Annotated in this window: 18 protein-coding genes; 2 read left to right on the top strand and 16 right to left on the bottom strand. The window is 70.5% G+C overall.

What is annotated here, in order from left to right; translation table 11 throughout:
• Positions 1–6: 6 nt before the first annotated feature.
• Entirely contained in the window at positions 7–720 is a 714-nt protein-coding gene (locus WQO_RS22855; RefSeq protein WP_010063391.1) for a haloacid dehalogenase type II, read from the top strand.
• Positions 721–831: 111 nt separating this feature from the next.
• On the opposite strand, the gene WQO_RS22850 is transcribed toward WQO_RS22855, so the two are convergent.
• From WQO_RS22850 to WQO_RS22780, 15 genes are all read right to left on the bottom strand, one after another.
• Entirely contained in the window at positions 832–2,448 is a 1,617-nt protein-coding gene (locus tag WQO_RS22850; protein ID WP_058954072.1) for a hypothetical protein, read from the bottom strand.
• A gap of 282 nt (positions 2,449–2,730) precedes the next feature.
• The gene (locus WQO_RS22845; RefSeq protein WP_032747640.1) at positions 2,731–3,378 is read right to left on the bottom strand and encodes an OmpA family protein; all 648 of its coding nucleotides are present in this window, start codon (positions 3,376–3,378) and stop codon (positions 2,731–2,733) included.
• 8 nt (positions 3,379–3,386) lie between these two features.
• Positions 3,387–4,004, bottom strand: a complete 618-nt coding sequence (locus WQO_RS22840; protein WP_058954071.1) for a hypothetical protein — start codon at positions 4,002–4,004, stop codon at positions 3,387–3,389.
• Positions 4,005–4,038: 34 nt separating this feature from the next.
• Positions 4,039–4,647 (bottom strand): pilus assembly protein TadG-related protein, encoded by a 609-nt coding sequence (locus WQO_RS22835; RefSeq protein ID WP_010058427.1) that lies wholly within the window; start codon positions 4,645–4,647, stop codon positions 4,039–4,041.
• Positions 4,647–4,877, bottom strand: coding sequence for a hypothetical protein (locus WQO_RS22830; protein WP_010058428.1), 231 nt, complete (start codon positions 4,875–4,877; stop codon positions 4,647–4,649). Before WQO_RS22830 ends, WQO_RS22835 begins: the two co-directional genes overlap by 1 nt.
• Positions 4,878–5,087: 210 nt before the next feature.
• Entirely contained in the window at positions 5,088–6,062 is a 975-nt protein-coding gene (locus WQO_RS22825) for a response regulator transcription factor (protein ID WP_010058429.1), read from the bottom strand.
• A gap of 14 nt (positions 6,063–6,076) precedes the next feature.
• Positions 6,077–7,516: a sensor histidine kinase gene (locus WQO_RS22820; protein WP_010058430.1), complete on the bottom strand. Its 1,440-nt coding sequence runs from the start codon at positions 7,514–7,516 to the stop codon at positions 6,077–6,079.
• A gap of 74 nt (positions 7,517–7,590) precedes the next feature.
• Positions 7,591–8,478 carry a DUF5936 domain-containing protein gene (locus WQO_RS22815; protein ID WP_010058431.1) on the bottom strand — a complete coding sequence of 296 codons (888 nt, stop codon included), beginning with the start codon at positions 8,476–8,478 and terminating at the stop codon, positions 7,591–7,593.
• A 31-nt stretch (positions 8,479–8,509) separates the two neighbouring features.
• Positions 8,510–9,454 (bottom strand): type II secretion system F family protein, encoded by a 945-nt coding sequence (locus WQO_RS22810; protein ID WP_010058433.1) that lies wholly within the window; start codon positions 9,452–9,454, stop codon positions 8,510–8,512.
• Positions 9,455–9,464: 10 nt separating this feature from the next.
• Positions 9,465–10,802 (bottom strand): CpaF family protein, encoded by a 1,338-nt coding sequence (locus tag WQO_RS22805; RefSeq protein ID WP_010058434.1) that lies wholly within the window; start codon positions 10,800–10,802, stop codon positions 9,465–9,467.
• A gap of 79 nt (positions 10,803–10,881) precedes the next feature.
• Positions 10,882–11,292 carry a TadE/TadG family type IV pilus assembly protein gene (locus WQO_RS22800; protein ID WP_010058436.1) on the bottom strand — a complete coding sequence of 137 codons (411 nt, stop codon included), beginning with the start codon at positions 11,290–11,292 and terminating at the stop codon, positions 10,882–10,884.
• Positions 11,286–11,723, bottom strand: coding sequence for a TadE family protein (locus WQO_RS22795; protein WP_010058438.1), 438 nt, complete (start codon positions 11,721–11,723; stop codon positions 11,286–11,288). Before WQO_RS22795 ends, WQO_RS22800 begins: the two co-directional genes overlap by 7 nt.
• Positions 11,724–11,726: 3 nt before the next feature.
• On the bottom strand, positions 11,727–13,040 hold the full coding sequence (locus WQO_RS22790) for a CpaE/TadZ family protein (protein WP_010058439.1): 1,314 nt from the start codon (positions 13,038–13,040) through the stop codon (positions 11,727–11,729).
• 7 nt (positions 13,041–13,047) lie between these two features.
• Positions 13,048–13,755, bottom strand: coding sequence for a Flp pilus assembly protein CpaB (gene cpaB / locus WQO_RS22785; RefSeq protein WP_010058440.1), 708 nt, complete (start codon positions 13,753–13,755; stop codon positions 13,048–13,050).
• A gap of 222 nt (positions 13,756–13,977) precedes the next feature.
• Positions 13,978–14,844 (bottom strand): hypothetical protein, encoded by an 867-nt coding sequence (locus WQO_RS22780; RefSeq protein WP_193407227.1) that lies wholly within the window; start codon positions 14,842–14,844, stop codon positions 13,978–13,980.
• Positions 14,845–15,419: 575 nt separating this feature from the next.
• Here WQO_RS22780 and WQO_RS22775 point away from each other — a divergent pair.
• A complete protein-coding gene (locus tag WQO_RS22775; RefSeq protein WP_010058442.1) occupies positions 15,420–17,150 on the top strand; it encodes a chitinase in 1,731 nt (576 codons plus the stop codon).
• Between the two features lie 89 nt (positions 17,151–17,239).
• On the opposite strand, the gene WQO_RS22770 is transcribed toward WQO_RS22775, so the two are convergent.
• Complete coding sequence (locus WQO_RS22770; protein ID WP_029182087.1) at positions 17,240–18,550, bottom strand: Nramp family divalent metal transporter; 1,311 nt, start codon at positions 18,548–18,550, stop codon at positions 17,240–17,242.
• Positions 18,551–18,621: the final 71 nt, after the last annotated feature.

The following is an 18,621-nucleotide window of genomic DNA, read 5'->3' as shown; positions in this document are numbered from 1 at the left end:
CTCGCCATGGCAGTGCTGACGATCGACGCCGTCGTGTTCGATGTGCTGGGGACGCTCGTCGACGAACCGGCCGGACTGCGCGCGGGCATCAGCGCGCTCGCCCCGTCCTCGAACCCGGACGGCCCCGGGACCGAACGGCTTCTGCTGGTGTGGCAGCGGCACATCGAGCGCGAGCAACGCCGCATCGTCGACGGCGACCGGCCCTATCTCCCGAGCGACGCCCTGGACCGTGAGGCGGCCGAGGTCGTGGCGCGGGCGGCCGGAGCGGAGGGTCCGGGGGCGGTGGCGGACCCGGACGCCGTGGAGTCGCTGGCCCGGGCGGCCCGCCGTCTCCCGCCGTGGCCCGACACCGTGGCGGGGCTCGCCCGCCTCGCCGGGCACTTCCCGCTGATCGGCCTCTCCAACGCGAGCCGGACGGCGCTGCTGGAGCTGAACGCCCACGCCGGGCTGCGCTGGCACCAGGCCCTGTCCGCGGAGGACGCCCGTACGTACAAGCCGGATCCGGCGGTCTACCGGCTGGCCGTCACCGTCGCCGGGCTGCCGCCGGAGCGCCTGCTGATGGTCGCCGCCCATGCCTGGGACCTGCGCGGCGCGCAGGCGATGGGCCTGCGCACGGCGTATGTGGCCCGCCCGGTCGGCGACCCGCCCGCGCCCTCGGACCGCTTCGACCTCCATGCGGAGGACCTGGCGGATCTGGCGGGTCAGCTCGGGGTTTCCTGAAGGCCGCGGGCCCGGCGGGCCTGCGGCTGCCAGGGAACCTGGGGCTGCCGGGGACCCTGCGGCTGCCGGGGACCCTGGGGCTGCCAGGGAACCTGGGGCGCGTTCCGCTCCTCAGGTCAGCGGGCAGCCGAGCGGGAGGACGCGTTCGGTCAGCCGGCCGGTGAGGAGGGTGTCGGTGACGTCGGCCTCCGCCAGCCAGTCCGCGGCGGTCAGCCGGTCCACGAGGTCCGGCAGATCAGCGGGGTCGACGGAGCACCACGAGGACAGGGCGTCCAGGCCGATGCCCTCCCCTCCGGGCCCCAGCAGTCCTTCGCCGTCGGCTCCGGTGGCCAGGGCCAGGGCCAGGAGCCGTACGTCGGCCCCGGTCTTGCCCTTGCGGAGCTTCTTCTCCCCGACGACCCGCTGGGCCCATCCGCTGAGCTTGGGGCGCAGCTTCCTGCCGAACGTGAACGGCCCCGGGTCGTCCTCGTCGGGCGTGAGGGACGGCACGCTGATCCGGGTGGGGCTCTCCGGGCGGGAGGCGATCAGTTCCTCGACGGTCCCGGAGATGCCGAGCCAGCCGGACTCCACCAACTGCCCCACCAGGTGCTCGGGATCCTGCAGGGGCAGCCCCTTGATGTCCTGCCCGACCAGGTTGCCGACCCCGGACTGCGCGGTGCGCAGCGTCACCATCACCACCAGCAGGCGCGCCTCGGCTCCCGGCAGGGGGGCGTTCTCGGCCACGTGTGCCAGGACGGCTCGGGCGTGGTTCCACTGCGCGGGGGCGGTCAGCAGCCGTACGACAGCGGGCCCTTCGCCGTCCGGGGCCTGGCCGATGCGGTGCAGATGCTGGAGGCGGGCGGTGGCCGCGGCCTGTTCGGCCCGCCGGGCGTCGAGGCGCAGACCGGTGTCGGCGGTGACTTCGGCCCAGGCGTTGAAGGCCTCCGCTTTACGCGCGTGGAGGTCGGCGAGCATCGCGAGGTCGGGTTCGGTGCGTGCCTGGTAGGCGCGGAAGAGCTCGCCGAGCTCGGTGAGTTCGTCCCGGAGCGCGACGGGCCGCAGGTCGTGGGGGACGAGGCGCTGAGCGATCCTCCCTCGCGGGGGGCGCTTCCGCGTCGGCCTCGCGGACCGGGGGGCGGAGCGGGCGGCGGACCGGGGCGCCGACGCCTGCTGGGGGACGGCGGTGCCGGTGGCGGTGGCGGTCGCGCTGTGCGAGAACTGCGGGCTGATCGCCGAGAAGGTCGGCGTGGTGGCTGCGGGGCCGCCGGGGGTCGCGGGGGCTGGGGCGTCGGCCCGGAACCCGTCGTTCCTCGCCGATGCCTCGGCGGCCGGAGCCGTGGCGACGACCTTCGCGGTGGGGTGGGCGGCGGCGCAGCGCGAGCAGCATTCCATGACCTGCCACCAGCGCCCTTCCCGGTCCGTGATGACGGCCAGGACGACCGCTCCCCCGCACCGCCAGGGCACGGGGCGCTCGCGCGGCCCGGCGGGGCGGATGTGCGTATGGCACTCCTCGGCCCGACAGGCGCAGTGCACGGAGGGGCGGGGGGCCGGCCCGGCGCGCAGGTGGGCCTTGAGGTGCGCGATCGCCGCCGTACGGCCGTCGGCGGCGGAGGGCAGCACCTGCGCGGCGCAGGCCGGGCGGCTGCACGAGACGCGTACGTCCGCACGACCACGGCCGACCGGGTCCAGCCGCACCGTCCACCGGCGTCCCGTCACGCGTTCGTTCGTCGCGTGGGCCTCCACACCCATCACACCTTCCTCGACGACTGTTCGTATGCGCACCGCGGCAGCCACCTGCCTGTGCAGGTGGCTGCGGCGCGCGGCGTGTCACAGTCTGCTACGCCGGGCAGTCCGGATTCCGGCCCACAACACCAACGAGGGTCCGCCGTTCGGGTGACGGTGTCGGCGGACATGTGGCCGGATTCCTGCCCTGGCGGTGTGGCCTCGGACGGCACACCCGCGCCCGCCGTCGTGGGAAGAACGACGGCGGGCGCGGGTTTCGGGGTGCGGGGGCCCGGGGGTGGGGAGAGGTCAGGACCCCTCTCCGCGCGGGAAGGAGACCTCCACGCGGCGGTTCTTCTTCCGGCCCTCTTCGTTGCTGTTGCTGGCGATCGGGTACTGCTCGCCGTAGCCCCGGATCTCGTACGTGACGGTGGGGCCGAGCTGCTTCGACAGGACCCCGTGCACGGCGTCGGCCCGCTGCTTGGACAGGACGTCGCCGTGGGCCGAGGAACCGAGGTTGTCGGTGAAGCCGAAGACGCGGACCTTGGTCGCGTTCTGCTTCTTGATCTCCTCGGCGATGGCGGCGATACGGGCGTTGGCCGCCGAGCTGAGCTTGGCGCTGTCCTTGCCGAAGAGGACTTCCGCCTGGAGCGCGAACTTGATGTCGGCGTTGCTGTCCTCGCGGCGCTCCTCGCCGCCGAGGTCCTCGACGACCTGGACGATGTCGAGAACGCGGCCGGGGGCGAGGGTGCCACCCTCGGGCATCTTGAGGTCGGGGTCGTTCGGGTCGACGGGGACGGGCGGCTCCGACGTCGCCTCCGTCCCGGGCGGCACGCTCGGGCCGTCGTCCGCGTACGAAGGTGACGCACCGAGCAGCGTCGTGCCGGCGATCAGCACGGCGACGGCTACGGCTTGCCCTACGCTGCGCGCCGCCCGGGGGCGCTGGGTGGTCTTCATGGCCGCGTTCACCCAGAAATCTTCAGCGAGGTGGTGGCGAAGGTCGGAAGGTTGAAGTCGACCTCGGTCGTGTCCTGCGGCGGGGCGGGGAACTGCATGAAGATCGGAGCCGACTTGCCCGGGGCGAGGGACGTGATCGCCGTAGTGCACAGGCAGCGGGAATCCGTGTCCCGCAGTACGTAGTAACGCTTCTTCCCCGCCTTGTCGACCAGCGTCGCACCGGCGACCGAGTTGGGGTTCTTGTTCACGATGTTCACTTCCGAGCCGGCCCAGCCCGAAGTGGTTCGCGCCTGGTCCCCTTCGTTGGTGATCGCCCCCTGCACGGTCAGGAATCCGCCGGAGTCCCGCTTGACCTCGTTGACGACCAGAACGAGCCCACCTTGCCCGCGTGTCTCCGCCAGTTTCACATCCGGGTCCACGTTCTCGCCCGCAGCCGTGTCCTCCTGCTGCGACTCGCCCTTGTCCTCCGCGGAAGGGCTGGCAGGGGCGGGCGGCGCGCTGGAGCCCTCGTTGCCGGGCTTCTCGCCTCCGTCGTCGCCACAGCCGGCGAGAGCAAAGGCCAGGGCAGCGGTCATGCTGACAGCCGCCATGGCCCTTCTGGTCGTCGTGGTCCGCCGCATGCTCATGGTCCGATTCCTCTACTCGTCGTTCGCTTCGCTGTCACTGGTCGACCAACCGCACGTCAAAGAGAGTCCTGCTCACCGTCTCCCACGGTGGAGGGCTGCCCGGTGCGATCTCGAGAACCTTGCCGTTCCGGCACGTGAAGATGAAAAGGTCCATGATTCCGTCGCTGTTGGCGTCCACAGCCTTCGGGCGGGGGCACCGGAACTCGATGAGTGCGGTTGCTTTGGCCTTGGCCTTCTTGTTCTCCGAGCCGGGCAGCACCGAGGAGTCGACCGCCTTCAGGCCCTCGACCTCGACCGTGATCCGGTCGCGAAGATATCCAGGAGTCGGATAGCACGAGGTCCGCCTGGCGTCGTTGGCCGCTGCGAGACGGTCCGCCTCGTAACAGGGCGCAGAAAAAAGCGTGTTGAGGAACACGTCCAGCATGTTGGTGGGGAGCGAGGCGTAGAAGCCCGTCCCGAAGTCGTCACGTGCCTGCTGGGCGGCGGCCAAAGCAGCAGCGTCAGCCGCTCCCTGGGAACCGTTGCGCAGAGCCGATGCCTTACCGACAGCGAAGAAGGCCAACGCAAGGAAGAGCAGGCCCGCCACCATCATGATGTAGATGGGGAAGGCCTGCCCTGCGTCGCCGTGTTGGCGCTTGCGCATCAGCCCGAGACGATGGAGGTCACCAGTCCGTCGATGCGGCTGGAGATGTTCCCGCCGATCCCGGAGGCCGCGATCGCCCCGATGATCGCCACGACCACCAGAATGATCCCCAGGTACTCGAACGCCGTCTGCCCCCGGTCCTTCGCCGCGTAGCGCTTCTGGATCGCGCTGACGGCGGTGTTGGCCCAGCCGTTGACGCGGACGGCGGTCTTCACGGTGATGTCCGACATGGTGTTCCCCTCCGGGTTCGGCCGACCGGTTGCCGGCCGACTCGCACGTTTCTGCGGCGCCGCCCTCTTTACCGGCTTCCTCCTGGCCGGTGCCGCTGGCGACATGAGAAACATAGGGGAGAATCCGCACGCCCACAGAGGGCCCGTGGGCCCATTCCCGGGCCCAAAGGTCCTTCTGGGTCCCCGCGTTGCGGAATCGCTCGGCCATGGTCACGGCTGCCGCCCGGGGTTCCGGGGCGCGGTGCCGAGCCAGTGGGCGATGGCCTCGCTGCGGGTGGCGCTGTGGAGCTTCGTGAAGATGCGGTTGATGTGGTTCTTGACCGTCTTCTCACTGATGAAGCAGGTGGCGGCGATCTGCTGATTACTCATTCCGGACGCAATCAGGTCCATGACCTCCACCTCCCTCGAACTCAGCCCGTACTGCTGCCTGTTGGGGGAGGATACCGACCCCCCGGATACAGAAGACTGTCCCACAACTGGTTGCAGTTGCGAAAGGCTTTCCGAAGGTTCGGCGGTGTGCGGGGGCGGTGGGACCGGTGCCGTCGCCAGTGCCGAGCCCAGGCCCTCGGGGAGCGGACCCCGCTGGGACGGCGTGCCGTGGCGCATATGGGCCAGGAGGGCGTCCGCGGCGGTGACGGTGAAGTTGGCGCGGCCGTCCTTCGTGTCGCGTACCGCCTGGACCAGCTGGTTCGCCGTGAACTCGCCGTGCACCAGATAGCCGCCCGCGCCCAGCCGCAGCGCCTCGTGGACGATCTCGCTCTCGCGGCTGTACGTCAGCATCAGCACGGGTGCGATGCCGACCAGGTGCGGCAGGGCCGAGATGCCGTCCACGCCCGGCATGCGGACGTCCAGCAGGACGACGTCGGGGCGGTGTTCGAGCGTCCTCTCGTACGCTTCCCGGCCGTCCGCCGCCTCCGCGACCACCTGGATGTCCGCCCGGCCGGACAGCAGTACGCCCAGGCCGGCCCGGACCACCGGGTTGTCGTCCGCGACCACCACCCGGAGGCGTTCGGCGGCCGGAGCGGCGGGTCCCGGGAAGAACGGGGGCGGGGACGGGGACGGGATCGCCGTGTTCCGTGGGTCGGGGGCCGGGGTGAGCGGGATGGGCGGCGACGGGTGCTGGGGGGCGGGGCGGTGAGCCGCCGCCCCGTAGCGGTCCGGCGCAGGGGAGACATCGTCCGGCATGCTGCGACCTCCTCTCAGGGTCGAGGGTTATGGGTGGGGATGGCAGAAGTCGTGGTCTTCTCGGCCGTCGGCGCCTGTGCTGGTGCCGGTGCGGAAACAGGTACGGGCGGCACGGGTACGGAAGCGGGCCGAGGAGCCGGCGACGGGCTCTCCGCGGACCCGCCCGCCAGCGCCGCCAGCGGCAGTTCCACCCGCACCTCCGTCCCCTTCTCCGCCTTCCCCCGGCCGATCCTGATCCGGGCCCCGATCGACGCGGCCCGCTCCACCATGCCGACCAGGCCGAAGTGGCCCGCCCGGCGCAGCCCTTCCAGGGTCGTTCCGGCGGGCAGGCCGCGGCCGTCGTCGTACACGGTGACGCGGAGCATGTCGCCCTTCACGCCCGCGAGGACGATCAGGTACGTCGGGGAGGCGTGGCGGTGTGCGTTCTCCATGGCCTCCGAGGCGACCGTGAGGAGCTGGCGGGCCACCGCCTGCGGGACCGGGGGGACCGGGGTCTCCTCGGACAGGCGGCGGAAGGTGGCCGTGATCGGGTGGCGCGCGGTGAAGTCCTCTGCGTGGGCCGCCAGTTCGGACACCAGGTCGACGCCGCCCTCCAAGCCCTGTTCGCGACGCAGGTCCGTGAGCAGTTCGCGGGACTCGGCGGCGGCCCGGCGGGCGGCCCGGGCGACCAGCTCCGCCTGGAGTTTCACGGTGGGCGGGTCCATGCGGTCCGCCGAGCCGGCCAGGCCGTCGGCGGCCAGTGCCAGGCCGTGCAGGGTCTTGGCGACCGAGTCGTGCATCTCCCGTGCCAGGCGGGTGCGTTCGGCCTCCACCGCCTCGTTCACCGCCAGCCGCGCCCGGGTCTCGGTCAGCGCCTGGGTGGCCGTCCCGAAGCGCAGGAGCAGGTTGCGCAGGGTGACCCCGACCGCGCCCGCGATCACGCAGAAGCCGGGGAGGAGGAGAGCCGTCGGGCCGCTGCTCTCCAGTTTCGGGACGCTCGCGTACACGCCGATGACGATGAGCACCTGGAGCGCCGCGAAGACCGCCGCGCCGCGCCAGCCGTGGATCAGGCCCGCCAGCAGCGGGGTGCAGACGGTGACGTACGCAAGGGTCGACTCGGGGGTCGCTGTGATCAGGAGCAGGGCGCCGAAGAGCGCGTCGACGGCCAAGAGCCAGGGGTGGCGCAGCAGGATCGGGCCGAAGCGCTCCCAGTCCCGGAACAGGACGTACGAGCCCATGAAGGTGACCAGGATCGCCGAGCCGATGAACCACGTGGGCAGGCCGGGCGCCGTGTGGCTGATGGCGTACGGAGTCGCTATCGCGATCATCGCCAGCCGGAAGCCGAAGACCTGGCGGCACATCGCCTGGAGCGCGTTGACCTGGATGGCGAACGCCGGGCGGGCCGGGGTGCCGGTGTGGGCGCGGGTCAGTTCCGCGGCCAGTCCGGGCTGCGCGCTGCCCAGCTGGTATGCCATGCGCCTGTCACCTCCGTCTCGTGTCCCGTAAAGCTGCTCCGGGGTCTCCGTCCCCATCCCGGCCGTCGTTCATGTCATCCGCCCGTGAGTGCCCCGAAGTCGACGTCGGCTCCGTACACGAATCCGACCGTGAGCAGCAGGAGCGTGCCGGGCAGGAGGAACGTGGTCACCGCGAACGTCGCCTTCGGGACCGCCTTGGCCGCCTTGCGGCGGGCGTTCTGGGCGTCGGTGCGTCGCATGTCGTTGGCGATCTGGATCAGCGTCTCGACGATCGGGGCGCCCAGCTCCTCGCCCTGCTGGAGCGTCGTGACGAACATGGCGACCTGTTCGGAGTCGTTGCGTCTGCGCAGTTCCTCGAAGGCCTGCCGGCGGCTGACGCCCATGTCCATCTGGCGGAGTGTGATGCGCAGTTCGTCGGACCACGGGCCTTCGTACTTCTCCGCGACCCGGTCCAGCGCCTGCCGGAAGCCGAGTCCGGCGGAGACGACGACCGCCAGGACGTCGAGGAAGTCCGGCAGGGTGCGTTCGATGTGCTCGCGGCGGACCCGGATGGCCGACCAGATGCCGGCCTCCACCCAGAACAGGCCGAAGGCGACCATCAGGAGGGCCAGGAAGAGCTGGCCGCGCAGGAGCATGGAGAACGCGCCGAGCAGGCCCAGCGCGCCGTAAACCGCGCGGCGGGCGGCGTAGCGGTCGATGGTGAGGCCGCCGGGGTTGCCCGCCAGGTCGATCTGGCGGCGCTTCTTGTTGACGGCCTTGGGGCCCATCATCCGCAGGACCATGGGGGCCCACCGGATGCCCAGGCGGTCGATTCCGGAGCCGACAGCGCTGGTGCGGGAGGAGCCGGACTCCAGGGCGATGGCCAGGTCGCCGGGGAGTTTGGCGTCGGCCCGGTACATCCGGATGCCGTGGATGGCCCCGTACACGGCGAGTCCGACGACGAGAGCTAGCAGCAGGTCCATGGCGGTTTCTTCCCCTCAGCTCGTCAGCTCGTCAGACGTCGATACGGGACAGGCGGCGGATCACGACGAATCCGATCGCGTACAGGACGATCGCCACGACCACCGCCGCCTGGCCGATGAACGCGCCCGTCATCCGGTCCAGGGCGCCGGGCATGACCGCGTTCATCAGGAGCATCGCGCCGATGCCGAAGATGGGGACGGCGTAGGCGGTGACGGTGACCTGGGAGAGCTGGGTCTTGACCTCGCGGCGGGTCTCCTTGCGCTCCTCCAGGGTCTCGGTGAGGTTGCGCAAAGAGCTGACGACCGTACCGCCGGCCCGGTTGGAGAGGACCAGCGTCGTGACCAGGACGACCAGTTCGCGGGAGGGGAGGCGGTCGGTCAGCTCGCTCAGTGCGTCCTCCAGCGGTTCGCCCACGGCCAAGCGCCGTGCCACTCGGGCCAGTTCCTCGCCGGCCGGGTTCTCCAGCTCCTCGGCGGCCATGGACAGTGAGGTGCGCAGGGCCAGGCCCGCCTGGGTGGCGTTGGCGAGGATGCGGGAGAGCTCGGGGAGCTGGTTGATGAAGCGCTCGGTGCGCTTGATCCGCTGCCAGTTGAGGAACGCGTTGGTGCCCCAGAGGCCGATCAGCGCGGCGACCGGGCCGAAGAACGCGGCGAGCATGGAGGAGGCGATCATCCAGAGCCCCGCCATCGCGACGACCGCGTAGACGAGGAACTCGCCGGGCGTGATGTCCAGGCCGGTCGCGGCGAGCTTGAGCTCCAGCTTGCGGCCCAGCGCGGTGCCGCGCAGCCTGCGGTCGAGCCCCTTGAAGCGGCGGACGCGCCCCGTCTCGGGGATCTGCCCGACGTGCGAGAGCCGCTCGACGAGGGCGTCGCGGTCGGCCTTGCCGCCGGAGTAGGCGTACAGGCCCATCACGCCGAGCACGCAGCACAGCAGCGTGACGCCGACGGTGATCAGGGGGAGGTTGACGTTGTCCATGGCTCGGTACCTAGTTGGCCTCTCGGGTGGCGAGCTGTTCGGCGGACTGGGCGACGCCGAACGCCTGCGGGATGGGCTGACTGGCCAGGTAGAGGCGCTCGGCGAGCCTCCGGGGCAGCGGGAGGTACTGGAAGTCGCCGTGGATCCGGCCGTCGGGTGCCATGGGCTGGGCGTTGAAGCGGGCGACCGTGACGATGCGGTACGGGTCCCGGCCGTGGCTGTCCAGGACGGCGATCTCGGTGACCTTCCTGGCGCCGTCGGCGTGCCGGGTGAGCTGGACGATCACGTCGACGGCGCTGTTGATCTGGTCGTGCAGCGCCTCGAAGGGGATCTCGACCTCCGACATCGAGGCGAGGGTCTGGAGCCTCATCAGCGCGTCCTCGGCGCTGTTGGCGTGGACGGTGGCCAGCGAGCCGTCGTGACCGGTGGACATCGCCTGGAGCATGTCGAGCGACTCGCCGCCTCGGACCTCACCGACGACGATCCGGTCGGGGCGCATACGCAGCGAGTTGCGGACCAGGTCGCGGATGGTGATCTGGCCCTTGCCCTCGACGTTGGCCGGGCGGGACTCCAGCCGGATGACATGGCTCTGCTGGAGCTGGAGTTCGGCGGAGTCCTCGATGGTGACGATGCGCTCGGCGTTCGGGATCAGCCCGGAGAGCGCGTTGAGGAGGGTCGTCTTGCCGGTGCCGGTGGCCCCCGAGACGATGATGTTGAGCTTGGCCTGGACGAGCCCGGCAAGCAGCACCAGCATCTGCTCGTCCAGCGAGCCGAAGCCGATCATCTCCTGGAGGGTGAAGGAGCGCGGGAAGCGGCGGATGGTGAGCGTCGCGCCGGTCAGCGACAGCGGCGGGATGATCACGTTGACACGTTCGCCGCTGGGGAGGCGGGCGTCGACCATCGGGTTGGACTCGTCGACGCGGCGGTTGACGGTCGACACGATCCGCTCGATGGTCTGCATCAGCTGCTCGTGGGAGCCGAAGCGCATCGGGAGCTGTTCGACCCTGCCGTTGCGTTCGACGAAGATCTGGTCGGGGCCGTTGACCATGATCTCGGTGATGGACGCGTCCTCCAGGAGCGGTTCCAGGATGCCGAGGCCGAGCGCCTCGTCGACGACGCGGCGGATCAGCTGCGAGCGCTCGACCGTGGAGAGGACCGGGCCCTCGCGGCTGATGATGTGGCCGAGGACGCGTTCCAGCCGGGCCCGCCGGTCGGCGGCGGCCAGCGAGGACATCTCCGCGAGGTCGATCTCCTCCAGCAGCTTGGCCCGGTAGGTGGCCACCAGGTGGCCGTCCTCCCGTGCCCCGCCCTGCTCCTCCGGAGCGGTCATGCGTGCCCGCAGGCTCATCTGCGTAACTCTCCTCGTCGAGTGGTCGGGTCGTCGGGTCGTAGCGGTCGTCGCGGTCGGTTGTCCGGGCGGGCTGGGCTCAGAAGCCGGAGCCGACGTGCTCGTTGGGCATCGTCGCGCTCCGCCTGGCCGTCCAGTCGTCCAGTCCGGGCACGATGGAGGGCACCTTCACCTCGACGGTGACCGTGATGTCGCGGCCGCCGGTCCTGCGGTACTCGAATCCGCCGTCCTCCACCCAGTCGCTCACCGCGTCGCGGGCGTTGCTCTCGCCACTGCCCCGGGCGTCCACGCTGGCTTCCGTACGGGCTCCGGCGCGGGCGGCCGTGCCCGCCTGGCTGGCGGCGTACGCGGCGACGCCGAGCTGGATGGCCGCCACTGCTACGAGGAGCAGCAGGGGCAGGAAGCCGAGGTACTCCATGGCCACCTGGCCCCGGTCGGCCTTCGCGCGTGCGGGACGGGTGCGCTCGCCGTGCGGTTGTGTCGTCACCATGACTGCTCCTCCCTCGGCGATCCGGCCGTGCCCGTGATCCTGGCGTCGAGGTCGAACAGGCCCGGCACCAGCACCGGGACCTTCAGCTCCACCGTGGCCTCGTACAGGCTGCTGCTGCTCCCACCGCAGTCCACGTCCGCCGCCTTCCGCCAGGCGCCGGGCAGGTCCTTCAACGCACCCTCCCGGCACGCCATCCCGGGCGCGAACTCCGCCCCGCTCCCCTTGCGCGCGCCCACGTCCGCCGCGTTGCCCGCGAGGCTGAACGTGTAGCCGATCAGGGCGCACTCCCAGAGCACGAGCATGATCAGGATGATGAAGGGGGTCATGCCCAGGAACTCGACGGCCGTCTGGCCCCGGTCCCGGCCCCGGCGGTCACGAAGGCCGGTGATCCGCCCCCGTATGCCGCTGCGAGCTGTTCTTGTGGTGGTCATCGCTCAACGTGTCCCCTCGGAGTCCCCGGGGCCGCGGCCGGAGCCGTCGCGCCGGCGGCGCGGGCGTCCGATCGAGCCCCGGTCGTTCTTGAAGGCGCCGCTGTTCCGTTTGACCAGGGCACCGCCGCTCTTCTTGCCTGTCGCGCTCTCCTTCACGATGCCCAGCTCTCCGGCCAGGCCCCAGAGCGCCTGCTTGACCGTGCTCTTGGCGTCCAGTTCGTGCAGGCGTCCGGAGTCGATGGACGCCTGGAGTTCCTTGAAGTTCGCGGGGACCGCCGCCGAGGCGACCCGGGTGCCGGTGATCTTCTGGATCAGCGGCGGCTGGATCTCGGTGTTGCGGGTGAAGCGGTTGACGAGGGTGATCGTCTCCTCCGCCTTGCGGATCTGGAGCCGTTCCCACATCCGTACGACGCGTTTCGCGCCGCGCACCGCGACCACGTCGGGGGTGGTGACCAGCAGGGCCACGTCCGCCATCTCGACGGCGGCGGCGTTGGCCCCGTTCATCTGGCCGCCGCAGTCGATGACGACGATCTCGTAGCGGGTGCGCAGGGCGCTGACGATCTGGCGGGCCGAACGGTCGCTGACCTCCTCGCCGCGTTCGCCCTCGCCGGGGGCGAGGAGCAGGGCGAGGCCGGTGGAGTGGGAGAACACCGCATCGGACAGCACGCGGGGCGATATGTCGGTGATCAGGGCGAGGTCGACCAGCGAGCGGCGGAACTGGACGTCGAGGAACGAGGCGATGTCCCCGGTCTGGAGGTCCATGTCCACCAGCGCCACCGTGTTGCCGGACGCCTGGGCGGCCAGGGCGAGTTGGATGGCGGTGACGGTCGCGCCGACGCCGCCCTTGGCACCGGTGACCGTGACCACGGTGCCGCCGGGGCCGGTGAAGACGTCGTTGCCGGAGGTGAGGTGGCGGCGTACCCCGGCGGACCACTGGGCGGCCGCCTGGACGCGGTTGGCGAGTTCCTCGTAGCTCAGCGGGAGGGTGACCAGGCCGCGGGCGCCGGAGTCCATCGCGTCGGCGAAGAGGTTCGGGCTGGCGTCCGCGGTGATCAGGACGACGCCGACGGACGGGAACCGCAGCGACACCTCCCGGATCAGCTCCAGGGCCGGCACCGGGCCGATCCGCTCGTGGACCAGCACCACCTCGGGCAGTTCGTCCAGCGCCTCGCCCGCGAGGCGGGCCAGGGTGTCGATGAGCTGGGTGGAGTCGCCGACCGGGGTGGCCGGTTCGGCGTCGGGCAGCTGGCTGAGCAGGGTGGTGACGGAGCGGGCCGCGTCGATGTCGCCGACGGCCGGGAGGATTCTGGTGGTCATCCCATCCTCACTTGTCCTTGTCGAGCGTGTAGGTGCGGTCCCCCGGGCGGATGGTGCCGTCGCTGCCGGGGGCGACGAGCGCCAGGCGCACGTGCTCGGCGAACGACTCGGCGTAGGCGACGCGCTGGGTGTCCAGCGTGTTCAGGGCGAAGGTGATCGGCACGGCTTCGGTGGCCCGGGTGCCCCGGTCGTCCGCGCTCGGGTCGAGGGCGGTGAGCTCGCCGACGTCGAGCACCTTGGCGTTGGCGACGATGACCTTCGACTGGGCCGGGTCGCCCTGCTGCTCACCGGCGAAGGTGGCGTAGATGTTGACCGTGGCGCCGGGCGTGATCTTGCCCGCGACGCCGGTGGAGGCGTCGATCATGATGGCGATCTCCTGCTCACCGGCGCGGAGTTCGGGCTTGCGAACCATCATGTCCGACTGGAGCAGCGAGCCTTGGCGGAGTTCGGTCACCGCGATCTTCGACTCGACCTCCCGCAGGTCGGTCACGGCGTTCTCCGAGAGCCACCGTTTGGGCATCTTGATCTTCTCGAACTGGCCGCTGTTCAGAGCGGTGTACGGCGCCACGTTGGTCTTCAGCTGGTACGCCGTCACCTCGGGCCCGACCTTCGAGTTGACGTCGCTGATCACCGAGAGCACGCCGGCGAAGGCCGCGAAGGCGCACAGGACCGACAGGAGCAGGAGTATCACGCCGCGGCGCTGGCGGGAGTTCATGGTCCGGACAACCTCGTTCGAATCGGATGCGTGGAGCGGACAGCGGACAGAGTGAGCGGTGCTGTGGAACGGGCACGTGCGGTGGAACGGGGTACGTGCGGTGGAGCGATGACGTGCTGTGGAGCGGTTACGCGCTTACATCTACGGCTGTGTCCACCGCGGCCGGGAGGAGGAGGCGGGGTGGGGGCGCCGGGCGGGGACGGGTGGCGGGGAGCGGTCGCGTCAGGGGCCCGGTGATTCGTCGGCCCCATGGTGTGGGACACCGGCGGGCAGCGCGCGGTTCTCCGAAACCGGAAGAGGCGCGGAACAGAATGCGCAGCGGTCGCCGATGAGTTCCATGGCGCACCAGTGACACTTTTCCCGGCGTACGGAGGAGACCAGCTGGTAGAGCACGGAGAGGTCCGGGAGATGGGCGGCGAACTCCACCAGCTTTCCCGTACCCCACCAGCGGGGTGAGTCGGCCGGGACCGAGGTGTCGTGAATGGCCTGGACCTTCCAGGAGGGCGCAAGGGTCTCCTGTACCCACTCCGACTGCAGATTCCCTTTGGCCACCAGAAGATGCGTCCCGAAATCCGGACCGGCGAGCGGTTCGGCGGCCGGACCCACTTTCACCAGCTGCGGCTCGGGGCCGGCGAGCACGGCGAACTGGGAGCCGGGGACCCAGGACCTGGCGTGGCTCTTGAGGCTGACCGGGACCCGGTCGAGCCGGGCGACGGAGTTGAGGAGGGCACCCGCGTAGATGTAGTGCGACAGCAGCCGGGCGGCGGAGGCGACCACCCCGGGGCTGAAGTCGCAGATGGACAACTGCCGCAGCTGACGCACCAGTACGGCGACACCGAGGGGCGGGAGGTCCACCTTGACCAGGGCGATCCGGTCGCTCTCCAGCACCGAGCGGATGGAGTGGAGGCGGCGTTCGTGCTCGGGCCGGATGCCCGAGGGGTAGAGGGCGATCACATACCCGTGCTGTTCCAGCAGCAGGTGCATGTCGCCGATCGCCAGCTCCAGCACCTGGGCCTCGGGGGCCTGGAGCAGAGCGGCGGTCGGTGTCTGCTGGTCGGTGGGCGGCAGCACCAGGTCTGCGCTCGTCACTGCTATCGCGGTCGGCACGCTCTCCCCGTTTCGGCTCCGGTCGACGTGGGGACGCCGACCGCAATCGCTCCTGCTCCGTGCTCCTGCCCCAGCACTTTAGCCACGTCTCACCAGGCAGAGAACAGTTATCGGAGACCTGTACGGCACCATGCGAACACCGTTCCAACGGAAGCCGGGTGCTAAACGGGATGAAATCGATTTCGCTCAACTCGGCTGTCACTGCGGAGCGTTACCGAATCCCGCGTCCACTCTTCGATCACATATCCATTCGCGCACGTCATCCTGGATTCCGGGGCGACGGACTCCCTTTTCGTAAGGGCGTTTCCGTGACCGTCCGGAGATCTCCCGCAAGATCACTCGTGCGGGGGGCCGCGCGCGCTCGCGGCGTCGCCCCCGTACCGGGAATCCGCCGGCCGGCACCCCCGTACGGGGGTGACCGCTCCCCCTCGCACCCGCCTCGGCGGACGGCCTTTCGCCGCCAGAGGTCTTGACAACTTGATTGGTCTGGACCAGTTTATGCGCACTGCACCGCACCGCCCATCCCCGGCACCCCCCAACTCCCCCCGGAGGCACCAGTGGAACGCTCAGCAGGCCGCAGTCGCAGAAGACACCGCCGCTCCCGGCCCCTGCTCGGTGGCACCCTCGCCGTCGCCACGGCCGCCGCCCTGACCGTCACCGGGCTCGTCAGCACCGCCCAGGCCGCCGACATCAACAACGCCAGGAACGCGGGCTTCGAGTCGGGCCTCGCCAACTGGACCTGTTCCGGGGGCAGCGGCGCCGCCGTCTCCTCGCCCGTGCGCAGCGGTACGTCCGCGCTGAAGGCCACCCCGGCCGGCCAGGACAACGCCAAGTGCTCGCAGTCGGTCAAGGTGAAGCCCAATTCGACGTACGCACTCAGCTCCTGGGTGCAGGGCGGCTACGCCTACCTCGGCGTGAGCGGCACGGGCACCACGGACGTCTCCACCTGGACGCCGGGCTCCTCCTCCTGGACCAAGCTCTCCACCAGCTTCAAGACCGGCGCGAACACCACGTCGGTGACCGTCTACACCCACGGCTGGTACGGACAGGCCGCCTACTTCGCCGACGACATCGAGGTGACCGGGCCCGACGGCGGGGGCGGCGAGGAGCCCGGACCGGTCATCCCGGCGGCCCCGGCCGGCCTCACGGCGGGCGCCACGACCACGTCCTCCGTCGCCCTGTCCTGGAACGCCGTCTCCGGTGCCACAGGCTACAAGGTGTACCGGAACGGCGTGCAGGCGACCACCTCCACCGGGACCTCGGCGACCGTCACGGGTCTGACCGCGGACACCGCCTACCAGTTCTCGGTGAGCGCCACCAACGCGGCCGGAGAGTCGGTCAAGTCGGCGGCCATCAGCGCCCGTACGGCGAAGGAGGGCACGGGCCCCGGCCCCGGCACCTCCGTGCCCAAGCACGCGGTCACCGGCTACTGGCAGAACTTCAACAACGGCGCGGCCGTCCAGAAGCTCACCGACGTCCCGGCCGACTACGACATCATCGCGGTCTCCTTCGCGGACGCCACGCCGACCCCGGGCCAGGTCACCTTCAACCTGGACACGGCCGGGCTGAACGGCTACACCGACGCCCAGTTCCGGGCCGACATCAAGACCAAGCAGGCCCAGGGCAAGAACGTCATCATCTCGATCGGCGGCGAGCTGGGCACGGTCCGGGTCGACAACGACGCCTCCGCCACCGCGTTCGCCAACTCGGTGTACGCGCTGATGCAGGACTACGGCTTCAACGGGGTCGACATCGACCTGGAGAACGGTCTCAACGCCACCTACATGACGAAGGCGCTGCGCCAGCTGTCGGCAAAGGCGGGCAGCGGACTGGTCATCACGATGGCTCCGCAGACGATCGACATGCAGTCGACGTCGGGCGAGTACTTCAAGACGGCGCTCAACATCAAGGACATCCTGACCGTCGTCAACATGCAGTACTACAACAGCGGTTCGATGCTCGGCTGCGACGGCAAGGTCTACTCGCAGGGTTCGGTGGACTTCCTCACCGCGCTCGCCTGCATCCAGCTGGAGGGCGGCCTCGACCCGTCCCAGGTCGGCATCGGCGTCCCGGCCTCCACCCGTGGCGCGGGCAGCGGCTACGTCGCCCCGTCCATCGTCAACGCGGCGCTGGACTGCCTGACCAAGGGCACCAACTGCGGTTCGTTCAAGCCGTCGAAGACCTACCCGTCGCTGCGCGGGGCGATGACCTGGTCGACGAACTGGGACGCGACGGCCGGGTTCGCCTGGTCGAAGGCGGTCGGCCCGCACGTCCGCAGCCTGCCGTAACCCGTATCCCGTAACACCGACGCATCCTCAGAACCTGCAGCGCCGCCGCTCCCCCGGCGGCGCTGCGGCGTTACGTGGGCGCCCGCCCGTCACCAGGGCAGGTCGCGCACCTGCTGGACGCACAGGACGACGAACAGCAGCCCGGAGAGGGCGAGCATCCCGTTGCTGACCCATCCGTTGCGCCACTCCCCCGGCGTACGGGAGGAGTTGAGCAGCCAGAGCAGGGTCAGGGCCAGGAACGGCATGAAGAACGCGCCGAGCACCCCGTACGCGATGACCAGGCCGAAGGGCTGGTCCAGCCAGAGCAGCGTCATCGGCGGGAAGGTCAGCCAGAGGAGGTACGCGCGGAAGGGCAGCGAGCGCTGCCGGCGCTCGGCGACGTCCGCCCCCTCGTGCTCCTCCGTCTTCGCCGCCCCGGCCGCCGGGGCCCGGAACCGCTCCACGAAGTCGGCGAACATCAGGCTCACCCCGTGCCAGACGCCGATCAGCGACGAGAACGACGTGGCGAAGAAGCCGACCAGGAAGAGCTTGGCCGTACCCGCGCCGAAGCGGTCCTCCAGCACCTTGCCCAGGTCGACAAGACCGCGGTCGCCGGAGGTGAGGGCGATCTGCGAGGCGTGCAGCAGCTCGGCGCCGACGATGAGCATCGCCACGACGAAGAGCCCGGTGGTGATGTAGGCGACCCGGTTGTCGAGCCGCATCACCTTCATCCAGGAGGAGTTGCTCCAGCCCTTGGCGTTGACCCAGTACCCGTAGGCGGCCATGGTGATCGTGCCGCCGACGCCGCCGATCAGTCCGAGGGTGTAGAGGAGTGAGCCGTCCGGGAGCACGGGCAGCAGTCCGGCGAACGAGGCCCCGACGTCCGGGACGACCCGGATGGCCACGTACATGACCACCACGAACATGATGCCGATCAGGACCGTCATGACCTTCTCGAAGACGGCGTACCGGTTGAACCAGACGAAGGCCAGCCCGATCAGCCCGGTCACGATCGCCCAGAACTTCAGCCCAGGACCGTCGGGGAACAGCGCCACGATGGGCAGGGCGCTGGAGGACATGGCCGTCGCCCCGTAGATGAAGCCCCAGACCACGACGTAGATCGCGAAGTAGACCGTGGTCCAGGGGCCCAGGCTGCGCCAGCCGTCGAAGAGCGTGCGGCCGGTCGCCAGGTGCCAGCGGCCGGCGGCCTCGGCGAGCGAGATCTTGACGACGCAGCCGATCACCGCCGCCCACATCAGGGTGTAGCCGAACTTGCTGCCCGCGATCAGCGTCGCGACCAGGTCGCCGGCCCCGACCCCGGTCGCCGCGACGACGATGCCGGGGCCGATGTACTTCCAGCTGGACTTACGTGGTCGGGAGGCCGGCTCCCCTGTCTCTGTGGTTGCGCTTGTCTCCGCCATGCCGATCAAGGAAGCGTAATCGGCACGGCGGCACAAGGGGGTGTGCGGGGATCGGGCGGGACAGGGGCGCG

This window comes from Streptomyces globisporus C-1027 (genome assembly GCF_000261345.2).
In the GTDB taxonomy this organism is placed as follows: domain Bacteria; phylum Actinomycetota; class Actinomycetes; order Streptomycetales; family Streptomycetaceae; genus Streptomyces; species Streptomyces pakalii.
This window is presented reverse-complemented; position numbering and strand designations above follow the sequence as displayed.